Origin of the sequence: Nocardia brasiliensis NBRC 14402 (assembly GCF_000308475.2) — a bacterium.
Taxonomy (GTDB): Bacteria; Actinomycetota; Actinomycetes; order Mycobacteriales; family Mycobacteriaceae; genus Nocardia; species Nocardia brasiliensis.
Window position 1 is genome coordinate 42,379 of record NZ_BAFT02000061.1, and the last position, 14,072, is coordinate 56,450.

A 14,072-nucleotide genomic window follows, 5' to 3' on the forward strand; every position below is an offset into this window, starting at 1 on the left:
GTGTGTGGTGCGTCACATGCGCGCACACGGGTGGTGTGTAGAAAGATGAGGGACAGCTCCATGACGGCCACGATCGACGAAACCAGCTCCGAGAAGGGACTAGCGCGAATCGCGCAGTCACTCGCGAAATGGACGGAGAAATGGTTTCCGGACGCCTATGTCGTCGCCTTGGCCGGTGTATTCATCGTGGCCGTCGCGGCATTGGCGAACGGCTCGTCGCCGCAGGCCGTGGTGACCGCGTTCGGCGACGGCTTCTGGGATCTCACGGCGTTCACCCTGCAGATGGCCATGGTCGTGCTGACCGGCTACGTGGTGGCCACTTCCCCACCGGTCGCGCGGCTCATCGAACGCCTCGCCGCCGTACCGCGATCCGCGGCCGGCGCGGTGAGTTTCGTTGCGTTCCTGAGCATGTCGGTGTCCTTCCTGAACTGGGGACTCAGTCTGGTGTTCGGCGGCCTGCTGGCCCGCGCGATCGCCCGGCGCACCGATCTGCGGGTGGACTATCGCGCGCTCGGCGCGGCGGCCTTCATGGGGCTGGGTGCCGTGTGGGCACTGGGCATCTCGTCCTCGGCCGCGCAGTTGCAGGCGACGGCTGGTTCCTTACCGCCCGCCCTGCTGCGGATCACCGGCGTCCTGGACTTCGGGATGACGATCTTCACCTGGCAGTCGTTGCTGATGTGCGCGATCATCATGGCCATCACCGTGGTCATCGCTCATTTCTCGGCGCCGAAGGGCGAGGCGATCAAGACCGCCGAAGAACTCGAGGTCGACCTCGACGATCAGCCCGACGAGGTCGCCCCGCGGGCGCGGCCCGGCGAATGGCTCGAGTACAGCCGTATCCTGCCGATCGTCGCGGGGCTGATGACGTTGGGCTGGTTGATCTCCCAGTTCGTCACCAAGGCGGCGCTCACCGTGGTGAGCAGCCTCAACGGCTACCTGCTCGTCTTCCTCGTGCTCGGCTTGGTGCTACACGGGACGCCGCGCAAATTCCTGCAAGCCGTCACCCTGGCCGTGCCCGCCACCGCGGGCATCCTGGTGCAGTTCCCGCTCTACGCGGCGATGGCCGCGATCCTCACCAAAGCGAAAGGGCGCGGCGGGATCACCGTCTCCGAGCACCTGGCCGACTTCTTCACCAGCATCGGCGGCGGTGGCACCTTCGCCGTCGTGATCGCCATCTACACCGTGGTACTCGGCATCTTCGTCCCGTCCGGCGGCGGAAAATGGTTGGTCGAAGCGCCTTACGTCATGCAGTCGGCGACCGATGTGCAGATGAATCTCGGCTGGACGGTGCAGATCTACAATGTGGCCGAGGCGCTGCCGAACCTGATCAACCCGTTCTTCATGCTGCCGTTGCTCGCGGTACTGAAACTGCGGGCGCGCGATCTCGTCGGGTTCACGTTCCTGCAGTTCATCTTCCACCTGCCGGTGGTGCTGCTGCTGGTCTGGCTGCTCGGCATGACGTTCGACTACGTCCCGCCGATCATCCCCGCCGGCAAGTGAGATCGGTTCGGCCGCAATAGCCGAAAGCCGTTGATCAGCAGCCGGTCCGGTGGATTCTGAGGGCATGAGGATCTACGCCGACCGCCCGGCCACCGCACTGCGCCAGCTCGTCACCGATCTCCTCGTGGCGGCGTGGGTGTACGGCACCATCCGCGCCGCCCTGTGGCTACACGACCTGGTGCTGGCCCTCGCCGTGCCCGGGCGCAAACTCGAAGGCGCGGGCGGGGGCCTGGCCGACAACCTCGACACCGTCGGCGACAAGGTGGGCCGGGTTCCCGTGGTGGGCGACGAATTGACCTCGCCGTTCGAGCGAGCCGCCACGGCGGCCCGTACGATCGCCGAGGCGGGCCACGATCAGCAGGACCTCGTCGGCGATCTCGCGCTCGCCCTCGCCATCGGCCTGTCCGTCGTTCCGCTCGGGCTGGTCCTGTTCGTCTGGCTGCCGCTGCGGCTGCGCTGGATCCGCCGCGCCGCCACCGCGACTCGGTTGCGCTCGGACCCCGGCGGACGAGACCTCCTCGCCCTGCGCGCCCTCGCCCACCAACCACTGCGCCGGCTCGACCGCATCGACCCCGAGGTGGTCACCGCCTGGCGACGCGGCGACGACGCCACCGTCCGCGCCCTCGCCACCCTCGAGCTCCGCACCCTCGGCCTCCGCGGATCCTGATCCCCGCCCGGAGGTCAGCTGATCAGGGGAAATCGACGACGGCGTCGGCCGAGCAGGCAATTACGCCGGTTCCTCCTGATCGCCTGTCCGGCAAGCGATCTCGGCGTCGAGGGTCAGCAGGACCAGCGGCAGTGGACGGTCCACCTTGGACTGGAAGTCCGCCAGCAGGGGGTTGTCGGCCAGCACCCAGGCCGCGAACTCGTCGTAGTCCGCGCCTTCGAGCACCCGGCCGGTCCCCCGGTAGGTCTTGTCCCGCAGTTCGATGGTGACCTGCGGGTTCGCCTTGATGTTGTGCCACCAGGCCGGGTACCTCTCCTCCATGAACGAACTCACGTACATGATGTCGCCGCGATACCCCGGGCCGAGCGGAACCGTATGCTGCTTGCCGCTTTTCGCGCCGGTGGTGGTGAGCAGGATCAGATCCCCACCCGCATACGCGCCACCCACCTTGCCCGAGTTCGCCCGGAACTCGGCGATCACATCCACATTCCCGTCGGTGATGCTGCCCGCCGGGTCCCACGCCTGGTTCCACGGCGCGTTCGGATCGTCGTAGTCGGTGATTGCCGCCTGATCAGTCTGCGGCGCAGTCGATTCGATTTCGCTCATGGTTCGAGCATGCCGACCCCTTAGGACACCTACAGTCCTAACGCCGATCACCGTCCGGCAACCGCAGCCGGTGGTCCGCCGGGCCGCGGCTCTTCGCTCACGCCGCACCGCCGGTCAACACTGCCGATACCGAACCGAGAAGCCCTGCCCGGCAGACCAAGGCGGGTCGTTCGCGGGATACGCGCGATTGGTGACGGTCATCGACAGACTTTGTTCGAGGCAGACGCGTCGCATTCCTTCGGCGGTGAAGTAGTCGTCGGGGTCGGTGGTGACCAGGTAGTCGATCTCGGGCGAACCCAGCTCCGCGACGATCGGAAGATGCTGCTCTGCGAGCAGTCTCGCGTCGCCGAGATCCCGCGAGTGGAGCTGCTCGGTGACCCGAGGTCGCGGAGGCCGTGCCGGTAGGGCGGCGCCCGCAGCCATCAGCACGCTGTGCGGCATGGATCGGTCTTCGTTGAGTCGTTGCCAGACGGTGAACTCGCGCTCGGTCGGATATCTGCCGGCCACGGACAGCGACCCGCTCCCGGCGGCCGCAGGACCTACCTGCCAGCGCGCCCCCGCCAGCGCGGGAAACTCCCGCATCAAGCGCCGGTACGTGTCGCTCACGGCGCGGAAATCGTTCGCGGACGACAGTTTCAAGGAAATATCGCCGACCCCGATATCCATTCGCTCGAATTTGTCGCTCGATCTGTAGGCGTAGTGAGCCCACGTGCGGTAGGTCCATTTCACCTCGTCCCCGGGAAAGGCCTCGGTCAACGCGAACCACAGACCGGCGCGGTCCGGCGCTTCGACGAACCCGTCCTTCCCAGCCCTGAAGGCGCTGCCCGACTTCGAGCGACGGACTTCGAACTCCGTCTCCCACTGATTGAAATCCGTTGCGGCCCATACCTGGTCACGGAACGCCTCGATCACCGCTCTGGTCTGCGCCGCCGACGCCTCTTCGGACAGCACGACGACCGCCGAGAACAGACCGCCGATCTCGGTCGACACCTGATGAACTCCCGGCATACGGCCGAGCACAGTCGCGATATCCCTCGCCTCCCGGGTCAGCGCCGGTCGGTCATCGAAGGGCGCGACGGTCATGAGTTGCCAACCGCCGCAGGAAGACACGAAGACGCCGGCCAACGCGATCACCGACCACTTGAACCGCGGCCGACCGCGACGCCCGGTGCGGTAGAGCAGCACCGCGCCCACGATCAATGAGAGTCCGACACCGGCGACGATCATCCCCAGCGAAAAGGAGAAGGGCGCCAACGTGTTCCGGCACTCCAGGTAGTAGCAGGCGTCGGCGAACGTCACCGACAACAGCACGAACAGACCGGTCAGGGCGGCGACAGCGAAGACGATCCAGGCCGTATGGCTTCCGCCGAAACGCCGCCAGGACTGCGGGGTGGACACGAAGCCACGGTAGCGGACCGCGCGACACTTGCGCTGTTGCGCTTGTGGAGATTTCGTGCAGAAGTCACGGACTGCCACTGTGCGGTTCAGCGGACGCCGAGCCGGCGAACTGCCTTACCGTGCGGCAGCGGCGGTTCGGCCCTAGGTGCGCACGACGAGGACCGCCCCGGCGGCGAGGAGGGCGAGGACGATGGCGGCGAGGCCGTAGTTCAGCCGGTGGTTGCGCAGGACGGGGACGAAGCGGTCGAGCGCGTAGCGGCCGGGGCCGGTCAGGGTGAGGGTGGCGGCGGCCGCGGTGAGGATCAGTTCGTATTCGATGCCCTTGGGGGCGAAGAAGGCGCCGGTGCCCTTGACCGCGATGGCGTTCAGCAGGGTGCCGACCACGGCCGCGCCGGCCAGCGGGGTGAGCAGGCCGACGGCGAGCGCGAGACCGCCGAACGTCTCGGTCACACCCGCGACGAACGCCATGGCTTCCCCGGCGGGATAGCCGTTGCTGGAGAAGAACTTTCCGGTCCCGTCCAGCCCACCACCACCGAACCAGCCGAACAGCTTCTGCGCGCCGTGCGCGGCCATGGTCAGCCCGACCGCGATGCGCAGCAGGAGCAGACCCGCGTCGTAGGCGTGCGGGGTCGCGGCGTGGTCCGGCGCCACACGGGCCGCGACCGTGGATGCGGTAGATGCGGAGGTTGCGGTGGAACTCATTCGATGGTCCTTTCGGTGGGGGCAGGGGTCAGCCGAATTGGAGGGAACGTTTCGCCAGGCCGTTCCAGAAGCCGTCGATCACGCTGCGCTGGGTGCTCAGGTCGGCGTCGGCCGCGCCGAGCGCGACGAACAGCGGCGCGAAGTGTTCGGTGCGCGGGTGCGCCGCCGCCGCGGCCGGAGCCTTCTTCTCGAAATCGAGCAGGGCGTCGACATCGCCGGCGGCCAGCGCCCGCCGGCCCCAGTCGTCGAACTCGGTCATCACCGGATGCACCGAGCCGTCCTGGGTCAGCGCGCGCAGATTGTGGGTGAAGAAGCCGCTGCCGACGATCAGCACGCCTTGGTCGCGCAGCGGCGCGAGCTTGCGGCCGAGTTCCAGCAGACCGGACGGGTCCAGCGTCGGCATCGACAGTTGCAGCACCGGCACGTCGGCCGCCGGATACATCTGCACCAGCGGCACATACGCCCCGTGGTCGAGGCCGCGATCGGGGACGTCGTGCACCGAGCGGCCTGGGGCGCGCAGCAGTTTGCGCACGTCGTCGGCGAGTTCGGGCGCCCCGGGCGCGGGATAGGACACGTCGTAGTAGTGCTGCGGGAAGCCCCAGAAGTCGTAGACCAGCGGAACCGTCGCGGTCGCGCCCACGGCGAGCGGCGCGTCTTCCCAATGCGCCGAAATCATCAGCACCGCTTCGGGTTTCGGCAGTTCGGCGGACCAGGCGGCCAGCTGCCCCGGCCATATCGCGTCATCGGCCAGCGGCGGCGCGCCGTGCGACAGGTACACCACGGGCATTCGCATCGGTCTCGGCCTCCCAGCAAGTAGTTCAAATTTGAACATCTGTCGATGATGGTAGATTATCGTTCGAGTTTGAACAATAGGGAGGGTGGTCACAGTGGACGAGCCCCGCTGGCTCGACGACGAAGAGATGCGGACCTGGCAGGCGTTCCTCGCCTCGACGGCGCTGCTGAATCGCCGGATCGAACAGCAGCTCAAGGAGGACGCGCACCTGTCGCACACCCAGTACGAGGTGCTGGTGCGACTCGAGGACGCACCCGGCGACGCGCTGCGGATGACCGAGCTCTCCGCCGCCCTGTTCACCTCCAAGAGCGGTCTCACCTATCAGATCGGGCAGTTGGAGAAGGCGGGCTTCGTCCGCCGCACTCCCGCCCCCGACGACCCCCGCGGCATCATCGCCACCCTCACCCCCGCCGGCCGCCGCAAACTCCAAGCCGCCGCCCCCGGCCACGTCGCTCTGGTCCGCGAACTCCTGATCGACGTCCTCACCCCGCAGCAACGCAAAGCCATCGCCGACGGCCTGGGCAAGGTCGCCGCCGACCTGCGTTGAGCACGAAGCGCAATGATGCGGCGCGTGCCACGCGCACCGGCCGCGCCGACCACGAACGCCGAGACAGTCGAGGAGAACTCCCATGACCTACGTTCCCGAACCCACCAGGTACGACGGGCCGATGCGGTATCGGCGATCGGGTCGATCCGGGCTCGATCTGCCGATGCTCTCGCTCGGCTTCTGGCACAACTTCGGCGACGACCGGCCTTATGGCAGCCAGCGCGAGATTGCGCTGCGCGCATTCGACCTGGGTATCACCCATTTTGATCTGGCGAACAATTACGGGCCGCCGTACGGGGCGGCCGAGATCAACGCCGGGCGCATCCTGCGGGAGGATCTGGCCCGGTATCGCGACGAACTCGTGCTGTCCACGAAAGCGGGCTGGGACATGTGGCCCGGACCGTACGGGCAGGGCGGTGGCTCGCGGAAGTACGTACTCGCCTCGCTCGACCAGTCACTGACCCGGCTCGGCGTGGACTACGTCGACATCTTCTATTCGCACCGGTTCGACCCGACGACACCGCTGGCGGAGACCGCGTCGGCGCTGCACACCGCGGTGCAGCAGGGCAAAGCGCTCTATGTCGGCATCTCGTCGTACACCGCGCAGGATTCGCGCACCATCGCGGCGATGCTGCGCGAGCTGGGCACGCCGCTGCTCATCCACCAGCCGTCGTACTCGATGTTGAACCGCTGGATCGAGACCGAGGGACTGCTCGACGCCGCCGCCGAGGCGGGCTTCGGCGTGATCGGCTTCACCGCGCTGGCCCAGGGCATGCTCACCGCGAAATATCTGGACGGCATTCCGCGGGAATCGCGGGCCGCCCAGGACAAGTCGTTCCAGAACGAGCTGCTCACCCCCGCGATGATCGACCGGCTGCGCAAGCTCAACGCCCTCGCCGAGCGGCGCGGCCAGACGCTCGCCCAGCTCGCGCTCGCGTGGGCGCTGCGCGACGAGCGGGTGACGTCGCTGGTCATCGGCGCGTCCTCGACCGGCCAGCTCGAGCAGAACGTCGCCGCGCTCGACGGACTCGAGTTCCGCGCCGAGGAACTGGCCGAGATCGACGCCCTGCTCGACGACGACGGAGCGGTCGATCTGTGGCGGTCGGCCCGCGAGGGCACGCTCTGACCCTGGAACCCCTTCGCCCACAGGCGAGTCAGGGAAATACCGGAGGCCGATACCACCCTGCGGGCTGACGACGAACCGGGTAGCCGCCGCATAGTGTGCCCGCATGACCTCAGGGCCACCCGACGCTCCACCGCTACCCGACCGCCGCCGACTCGCCCGGCGCGGCGTCGGCCTCTTCCTCGTCGCGCTGGTCGCGCTGTCCGCACCGGCCATGATCTTCGCGGTCGTGGCGCGCAACGAGATCGGCATCCTGCTGCTGATGTGGGCGCCGGGCGTCGCCTCGCTGCTCGCCCGGCTGCTGCTGCGCGAAGGATTCGGCGATATCTCGCTGCGCTTCGGCGGCCGCCGCGGCTGGTGGGCCTGCCTGTTCGCGCTCGGCTACCCGGTGGTCGTCGCGGGGGCGGCGTACGGCGTCGGCTGGCTCACCGGCCTGGCCGAGTTCACCACGCCCGACGGCGAAGCCGCCGGCTGGATCGCCTTCGCGGTCCAGCTGCTCATCGGCCTGGTGCCCGGCACCGCCATCGGCCTGGTGTTCGCGCTCGGCGAGGAACTCGGGTGGCGCGGCTATCTGCTCACCCGGCTCATCGACGCGGGCATACCACAGCCGATCCTGGTCGGCGGATTGATCTGGGCCGCTTGGCATATGCCGTTGATCATCGGTGGCAGTTATCTGAGCGGCAACGGCGGTTCCGTGCTGGTGATCGCGCCGCTGTTCCTGATCCAAGTCGTCGTGGTCTCTTATGTTTTCGCGCGAGTGCGGCTGGATACCGGCAGCGCCTGGCCGGCCGTCGTGCTGCACGCGTCGTGGAATTCGGTGATCCAATCCGTCTTCGACACCCACACCACGGGCGCGCGGGCTTGGCTGTGGCTCGGCGAACAAGGTCTGCTGCTGCTGGCCGCGAATGCGATCTGCGCATTCCTGCTCTACCGGCGGCCGGGAAGATTCCTGCGCCAACCACTTTCGAGCGCGCCCGATTCGGCCGCACGCAATGGCAGTTGATGCGCGATTGCACATTGCGATCCCGGTGACCGTAATACTGGTCGAGCCGCGCCCGGCCTGGTTTCCTCATCCGTAATCATCCGGGTGGAGCGAAAGGTCGTGGAATGTCCGTGCAGGTGGTCAAGCTCGGTGCGCACATCGGCGCCCGAATCGAGGGAGTCCGGCTCGGCGGTGGGCTGGACGGCGCGACCGTCGCCGCCGTGCGCGCCGCGCTCAACGAGCACAAGGTGATCTTCTTCCGGGAACAGCACCACCTCACCGAGGACGGCCAGTACGAGTTCGCCGAACTGCTCGGCACGCCCACCACACCGCACCCGACGCTCACCTCCGCGGGCGTGAAGAGCCTGGCCATCGACTCCCACCACGGCCGCTCCAACACCTGGCACACCGATGTCACCTTCGTCGACCGCGTGCCGAAGGCCTCCATCCTGCGCGCGGTCACACTGCCGAGTTACGGCGGCGCGACCACCTGGGCCTCGACCGTCGCCGCCTACAACTCGCTGCCGGAACCGCTGCGGCGACTCGCCGAAAGCCTGCGTGCGCGGCACACCAACCAGTACGACTACGCGGCCACCGTCGAGGACCGCCCGGACGAGAACGCGCGGGCCTACCGCCGCGAATTCGAGTCCACCTACTTCGAGACCGAACATCCGGTGGTCCGGGTGCACCCGGAGACGGGCGAACGGGCGTTGCTGCTGGGCTGCTTCGTCAAGCAGATCGTGGGCCTGTCCAGTGGCGAGTCGCAGGCGCTGTTCCGATTGTTCCAGGACCGGGTGACCCGGCTCGAGCACACCGTCCGGTGGGACTGGTCACTCGGCGACGTGGCCATCTGGGACAACCGTGCCACCCAGCACTACGCGATCGACGACTACGACGGCGCGGAGCACCGCAGGTTGACCCGGATCACCCTGGCCGGCGATATCCCGGTCGGCGTCGACGGCACGTCCAGCACCGTCATCGCGGGAAACGCCGAGTCCTACTCCGCGGTCGATCCACTCACCACGGCGGCTTAACCGTCCTCTTCGAACTCGCATTGTTTGGATACCGGCTCGGCGGTGAAAACAATCGCGAGATCGGCAACCCGGCGATCCGCGCGCAGCGCGCCATCCAGAACCGCACACGAAGTCTCGATTACGCTTTGACGGCTCGCGTCCGGTGATTACGCACCCGCAGGTACCGACCGGTCTTGCCCGACGAGGGGAATCGCGTGGATTTATGGAGTTATATCCGAGGGCGGGGCGAATTCCTCGCGTTCCTCACCTATCAGCATGCCTCCCTGGCATTTCAGACCGTCCTGGTCGGAACCGTCGTCGCGGTGCTCATCGCGGTCGCGGTCTATCGGCTGCCGCTGCTGGCCGCGCTCTCGCTCACCTCTAGCCGGGTGGCACTGACCATTCCGTCGCTGGCCCTGCTCGCACTGCTGCTGGTGCCGTTCGGGTTAGGCGTGGTGCCGTCGTTTCTCATGCTGACGTTCTTCGCCGCGCTGCCGGTTATCGGCAACGCGATCGTAGGTTTGCGCGCGGTGCCGCCCTCGGTGATCGAATCCGCCAAAGGCATCGGCTTTTCCCGGTTGCGCATCCTGCTGACCGTCGAGTTGCCGATCGCCTGGCCGGTGATCCTCACCGGCATCAGGGTTTCCACCCAGATGATCGTCGGCGTGGCCGCCATCGTCGCCTACGTCCTCGGACCCGGCCTCGGGTCGCTGATCTTCAACGGCCTGTCCCGGCTCGGTGGCGCCAACGCCATCGAGATGGCGTTGACCGGCACCATTCTCATCGTCCTCATCGCGTTGGTGTTCGACGCACTCCTCGTCCTGCTCGGCCGCCTCACGATCGCAAAGGGACTGTCATGACCGAAGTGACCAGCCGCCCCGCTCCGCCCGCGCCGGAGCGCAACGTGACCGGCGCCGACATCACATTGGACGCCGTCGTCAAGCGCTACCGCGGCCAGGACGCGCCCGCGGTCGAACGGCTCGACCTGGAGATCGACGCCGGTGACATCGTCGCGTTCGTCGGTCCGTCCGGCTGCGGCAAGACCACGACCTTGAAGATGATCAACCGGCTGATCGAACCGACCGAGGGCCGGATCTTCATCGGCGGCCGCGACGTCACCCGCGAGGACCCGGACAAACTGCGCCAGTCGATCGGGTACGTCATCCAGTCCGGCGGACTGTTTCCGCACTGGAGCGTCGCCAAGAACGTCGGTGCCATCCCGCGGGTGCTCGGCTGGGACAAGAAGCGGATCGCCGAACGCACCGAATACCTGCTCGATCTCGTCGGGCTCGATCCCGCCACCTTCGCCGACCGGCTGCCCAAGGACATGTCCGGCGGTCAGCAACAACGGGTCGGCGTCGCCCGCGCGCTCGCCGCGGACCCGCCGGTCCTGCTGATGGACGAACCGTTCGGCGCGGTCGACCCGATCACCCGGGTGCGCTTGCAGGACAGCCTGATCGCGATCCAGCACGAACTCGGCAAGACCATCGTGATCGTGACGCACGATTTCGAGGAGGCCACCAAGCTCGGTGACAAGGTGCTGATCCTGTCCGAGGGCGGGCACGTCGAGCAGTACGCGAGCCCGGAGGAGATCCTCACCGACCCGGCCACGCCGTTCGTCGAGGAGTTCGTCGGGTCCGGCGCGAAGCTGGCCTATCTCACCGTGTCCCGGGTGCGCGACGTCGAATACGACAAGGTGATCACCGCCCGGGTCGGCGAACCCGCACAGGGCGTGATCCAGCGCGCGATGGCGGCCGGGCACACCTGGGTCGTGGTCGTCGACGAGGCCGGCCGGCCACGATCGTGGCCCTCGCTCACCGAACTGGCGACCAAACCGGAGGTCTCGGACTTCCTCGACCGGCGCCTGCCCGTGGTCGCCCGCTCCTCCACGCTCAACGACGCACTCGACGCCATGCTCGCGGCCAGCCAAGGGGCCGCGCTGGTCACCGACGGCCGCGGCGCCGTGGTCGGCGCGCTCAGCATCGGCACGGTGACCGAGACGATCCAGGCCAAACTCGCCGAGGTGCGGTCGGACGAGGCCGATCTGTCCTACGAGACCTACGTCGACGGCACCGATCCCGCGCCGACGCCGGTGGTCGCCGCCGACGACGAACCCGGATCGGCCGAGCCGGCATGAGCAGGCTGCGGCGCGTGCCGCTCGACGTGTGGTTCGAGCCGATCATCATCGGCGTGATCGGTCTCGGCTATGTCCTCTGGTACCGGTCCACGACCTTCACCCCCACCGAGCAAGCATCCCTGGCCTGGGACAACTTGCAGACCACGATCCTCGCGCACATCAAACTCACCGTGGTGGCCACGTTGATCGTGGTCGTCATCGCGATTCCGCTCGGCATCGCGCTCACCCGGCCCGCGCTGAAACGCGTCGAGCCCGTCGCGGTGAACATCGCCAATGTCGGGCAGGCCGCGCCCGCGGTCGGCCTGCTGGTGCTGTTCACGTTCTGGCTCGGCACCGGATTCCGTACGGCGATAGTCGGTCTCGTCGTGTACGCGATTCTGCCGATCCTGCAGAACACCATCGTCGGACTGCGGCAGGTGGACCACCGCACCATCGAGGCCTCGCGCGGTATCGGCTACTCCGGCAGCCGGACGCTGTTCCAGGTGGAGTTGCCGCTCGCGGTGCCGGTGATCCTCAACGGCGTGCGCACCGCGCTGGTGATCCTGGTCGGCACGGCGACGCTGAGCACGTTCATCGGCGCGACCAGCCTCGGCACGCTGATCACCACGGGCGTCACGCTGTTCCTGCCCAAACTGCTCGTCTCCGGCGCGATCCTGGTGGGCCTGCTGGCCTTGACCATCGACTGGCTGGGCCGGCTCGTCGAACTCGCCGCGACGCCGCGGGGCATCGCATGAGGCCGCCGCGGCTCACGACGCTGCTCGCCGCGCTCGTCGTGGCCACCGCCGCGCTCACCGGGTGTGGTCTGGTCAGCTCGTCCGGCACGTTCCACGACGCACGGCTGCCCGACGGCGCGCAGCCGCTGGACGGGGTCAAGCTGGTCGTCACCTCGAAGAGCTTCACCGAGGGCGTGCTGCTCGGCAAGATCACCGCGACGTATCTGGGCGCGGCGGGCGCGAAGGTCACCGACCTGACCGGGGCGCCGGGTTCCGCGTCGTCGCGGCAGGCTCAGCTCAACGGTGACGCCGACATCCTCTGGGAGTACACGGGCACCGGATGGGTGAACTACCACAACCAGACCGACACGATCGCGGACCCGCAACAGCTCTGGCAGCGCGTGCACGACCTGGAACAGCGTGATCACGATCTGGTGTGGTTGCCGCCGGCCAACTTCAACGACACCTACGCCTTCGGCGCGTCGACGCCGAACGCCGAACGCCTGCAGGTGAAATCGCTGTCCGACGTGACCACCCTGCCGGTCCCCGACCGCACCTTCTGCGTCGACGACGAATTCTTCAGCCGTTCCGACGGTTTCATCCCGATGCTGGCGAAGTACGGTATCCCGTACAACGATCCGAACGGCGTCCCGTCCGGCAACGTGACCCGGATGGACGCGGGCGTGGTCTACACCGCCACCGCCAAGGGCGCACCCTGCAACTTCGGCATGATCTACACCACCGACGGCCGGGTGAAGAACTTGAATCTCGTTGTGCTGGACGACGACCGCAAGTTCTTCCTGCCGTACAGCGGCACCGCCGTCGTGCGCGGCGCCGTCCTCGACCGGCATCCGGAACTGCGCCCGCTGCTCGGCACCATCTCCGAACGCCTCACCGACGATCTCATGCAGGAACTCAACGGCCGCGTCGACATCGACGGGGAAGACCCCGCCGACGTCGCCTACGACTGGCTGCGGACCCAGAAATTGATCGCCTGATCAGCGAGCTGCGGCGGCAAAGAGGTTCCGGGACCTACATTTTCGCGTAGCGGGCCATGACGAAGCTGTACAGGCCGTAGGTGATGATGCCGAGACCGGCGACGATGAGCAGGACCATGCCGAAGGGCTGGGCGCCGAGGATTTTCAGGGCGCCGTCCAACCCCGCGGCCTTCTCGGGCTCGGACTTGGTGGCGGCCAGTATGACCAGCAGGCCGACAGCGCCGACGGCCAGGCCTTTGGCGAGGTAGCCGGCCATGCCGAGACGCCGGACCAGCTTGCTCGGCGCGCCCTGCAAATCGTCGACGAACTTCTGGGTGACGCCCTTGTACACGTGGTAGCCGCCGACCCCGATGATGATCAGCCCGGCCACCACCAGGGCGATGGCGCCCGCGGTGTGCTGCATGACGCGCGCCGCGAGCCCGGCGCTCTCGCCGCTGCTGGACTTGCCGCTGCCGCGGGCGAAACCGAAGGCGGAGACGGCGAAGACGAAGTAGATCACCGCGAGCGACAGGGCCTTCACCCGGCGCAACGCCTCGGACTTCTTGCTGTCCTTGTCCGGCTTGGACGCGCTGCCCAGTACCGCTTCGACCAGCCGCCACAGCGCCAGGATCAGGAAGGCCACCGCGCCGACCCACAGCACGAGCGGGCCGCCCGGCTCCGCCGCCATCTCCTTCATCGCCCCGGATTGGTCGGCGGCGCCACCCGAACCGCCGAGCGCGATGCGGATGGCGATGTAGCCGATGATCAGGTGCACGATGCCCGTCATGACGAACCCCGCCCGGGCGAAGCGCTCGAAGACGCGGTGCTGGGCGATCCGTTCCGCTTTGCTGGTCGCCTTGGTCTGAGTCATGCTGGCACTCATCTCATTTCGATCGAACCGAACGTCGGGGCAA

The 14,072-nt window shown here is 67.7% G+C and carries 15 protein-coding genes; 10 read left to right on the forward strand and 5 right to left on the reverse strand.

What is annotated here, in order from left to right; all coding sequences use genetic code 11:
• Positions 1–60: 60 nt before the first annotated feature.
• Entirely contained in the window at positions 61–1,500 is a 1,440-nt protein-coding gene (locus tag TY25_RS20410) for a short-chain fatty acid transporter (protein ID WP_042258466.1), read from the forward strand.
• Positions 1,501–1,564: 64 nt separating this feature from the next.
• On the forward strand, positions 1,565–2,167 hold the full coding sequence (locus tag TY25_RS20415; protein WP_042258469.1) for a hypothetical protein: 603 nt from the start codon (positions 1,565–1,567) through the stop codon (positions 2,165–2,167).
• Between the two features lie 60 nt (positions 2,168–2,227).
• On the opposite strand, the gene TY25_RS20420 is transcribed toward TY25_RS20415, so the two are convergent.
• From TY25_RS20420 to TY25_RS20435, 4 genes are all read right to left on the reverse strand, one after another.
• Complete coding sequence (locus TY25_RS20420; protein ID WP_042258470.1) at positions 2,228–2,773, reverse strand: nitroreductase/quinone reductase family protein; 546 nt, start codon at positions 2,771–2,773, stop codon at positions 2,228–2,230.
• Between the two features lie 114 nt (positions 2,774–2,887).
• On the reverse strand, positions 2,888–4,171 hold the full coding sequence (locus tag TY25_RS20425; protein ID WP_042258471.1) for a hypothetical protein: 1,284 nt from the start codon (positions 4,169–4,171) through the stop codon (positions 2,888–2,890).
• Positions 4,172–4,312: 141 nt separating this feature from the next.
• Positions 4,313–4,873, reverse strand: coding sequence for a DoxX family protein (locus TY25_RS20430; RefSeq protein WP_042258473.1), 561 nt, complete (start codon positions 4,871–4,873; stop codon positions 4,313–4,315).
• 28 nt (positions 4,874–4,901) lie between these two features.
• Positions 4,902–5,660 carry a dioxygenase family protein gene (locus TY25_RS20435; protein WP_172595805.1) on the reverse strand — a complete coding sequence of 253 codons (759 nt, stop codon included), beginning with the start codon at positions 5,658–5,660 and terminating at the stop codon, positions 4,902–4,904.
• Positions 5,661–5,751: 91 nt separating this feature from the next.
• Between TY25_RS20435 and TY25_RS20440 the strand changes: the two genes are divergently transcribed.
• From TY25_RS20440 to TY25_RS20475, 8 genes are all read left to right on the forward strand, one after another.
• Positions 5,752–6,213 carry a MarR family winged helix-turn-helix transcriptional regulator gene (locus TY25_RS20440; RefSeq protein ID WP_081868991.1) on the forward strand — a complete coding sequence of 154 codons (462 nt, stop codon included), beginning with the start codon at positions 5,752–5,754 and terminating at the stop codon, positions 6,211–6,213.
• 82 nt (positions 6,214–6,295) lie between these two features.
• A complete protein-coding gene (mgrA, locus tag TY25_RS20445; RefSeq protein WP_042258476.1) occupies positions 6,296–7,339 on the forward strand; it encodes an L-glyceraldehyde 3-phosphate reductase in 1,044 nt (347 codons plus the stop codon).
• Positions 7,340–7,442: 103 nt separating this feature from the next.
• Positions 7,443–8,339 carry a type II CAAX endopeptidase family protein gene (locus TY25_RS20450; RefSeq protein ID WP_042258478.1) on the forward strand — a complete coding sequence of 299 codons (897 nt, stop codon included), beginning with the start codon at positions 7,443–7,445 and terminating at the stop codon, positions 8,337–8,339.
• A gap of 104 nt (positions 8,340–8,443) precedes the next feature.
• Positions 8,444–9,352 carry a TauD/TfdA dioxygenase family protein gene (locus TY25_RS20455; RefSeq protein ID WP_042258479.1) on the forward strand — a complete coding sequence of 303 codons (909 nt, stop codon included), beginning with the start codon at positions 8,444–8,446 and terminating at the stop codon, positions 9,350–9,352.
• Between the two features lie 194 nt (positions 9,353–9,546).
• Positions 9,547–10,191, forward strand: a complete 645-nt coding sequence (locus tag TY25_RS20460; RefSeq protein WP_014985076.1) for an ABC transporter permease — start codon at positions 9,547–9,549, stop codon at positions 10,189–10,191.
• A complete protein-coding gene (locus TY25_RS20465; RefSeq protein WP_042258480.1) occupies positions 10,188–11,468 on the forward strand; it encodes an ATP-binding cassette domain-containing protein in 1,281 nt (426 codons plus the stop codon). Before TY25_RS20460 ends, TY25_RS20465 begins: the two co-directional genes overlap by 4 nt.
• A complete protein-coding gene (locus TY25_RS20470) occupies positions 11,465–12,202 on the forward strand; it encodes an ABC transporter permease (protein WP_088606824.1) in 738 nt (245 codons plus the stop codon). Before TY25_RS20465 ends, TY25_RS20470 begins: the two co-directional genes overlap by 4 nt.
• Positions 12,199–13,179 (forward strand): glycine betaine ABC transporter substrate-binding protein, encoded by a 981-nt coding sequence (locus tag TY25_RS20475; RefSeq protein ID WP_042258482.1) that lies wholly within the window; start codon positions 12,199–12,201, stop codon positions 13,177–13,179. Before TY25_RS20470 ends, TY25_RS20475 begins: the two co-directional genes overlap by 4 nt.
• A gap of 34 nt (positions 13,180–13,213) precedes the next feature.
• Here TY25_RS20475 and TY25_RS20480 read toward each other — a convergent pair whose 3' ends face one another.
• Complete coding sequence (locus TY25_RS20480; RefSeq protein ID WP_088607207.1) at positions 13,214–14,029, reverse strand: DUF1206 domain-containing protein; 816 nt, start codon at positions 14,027–14,029, stop codon at positions 13,214–13,216.
• Positions 14,030–14,072: the final 43 nt, after the last annotated feature.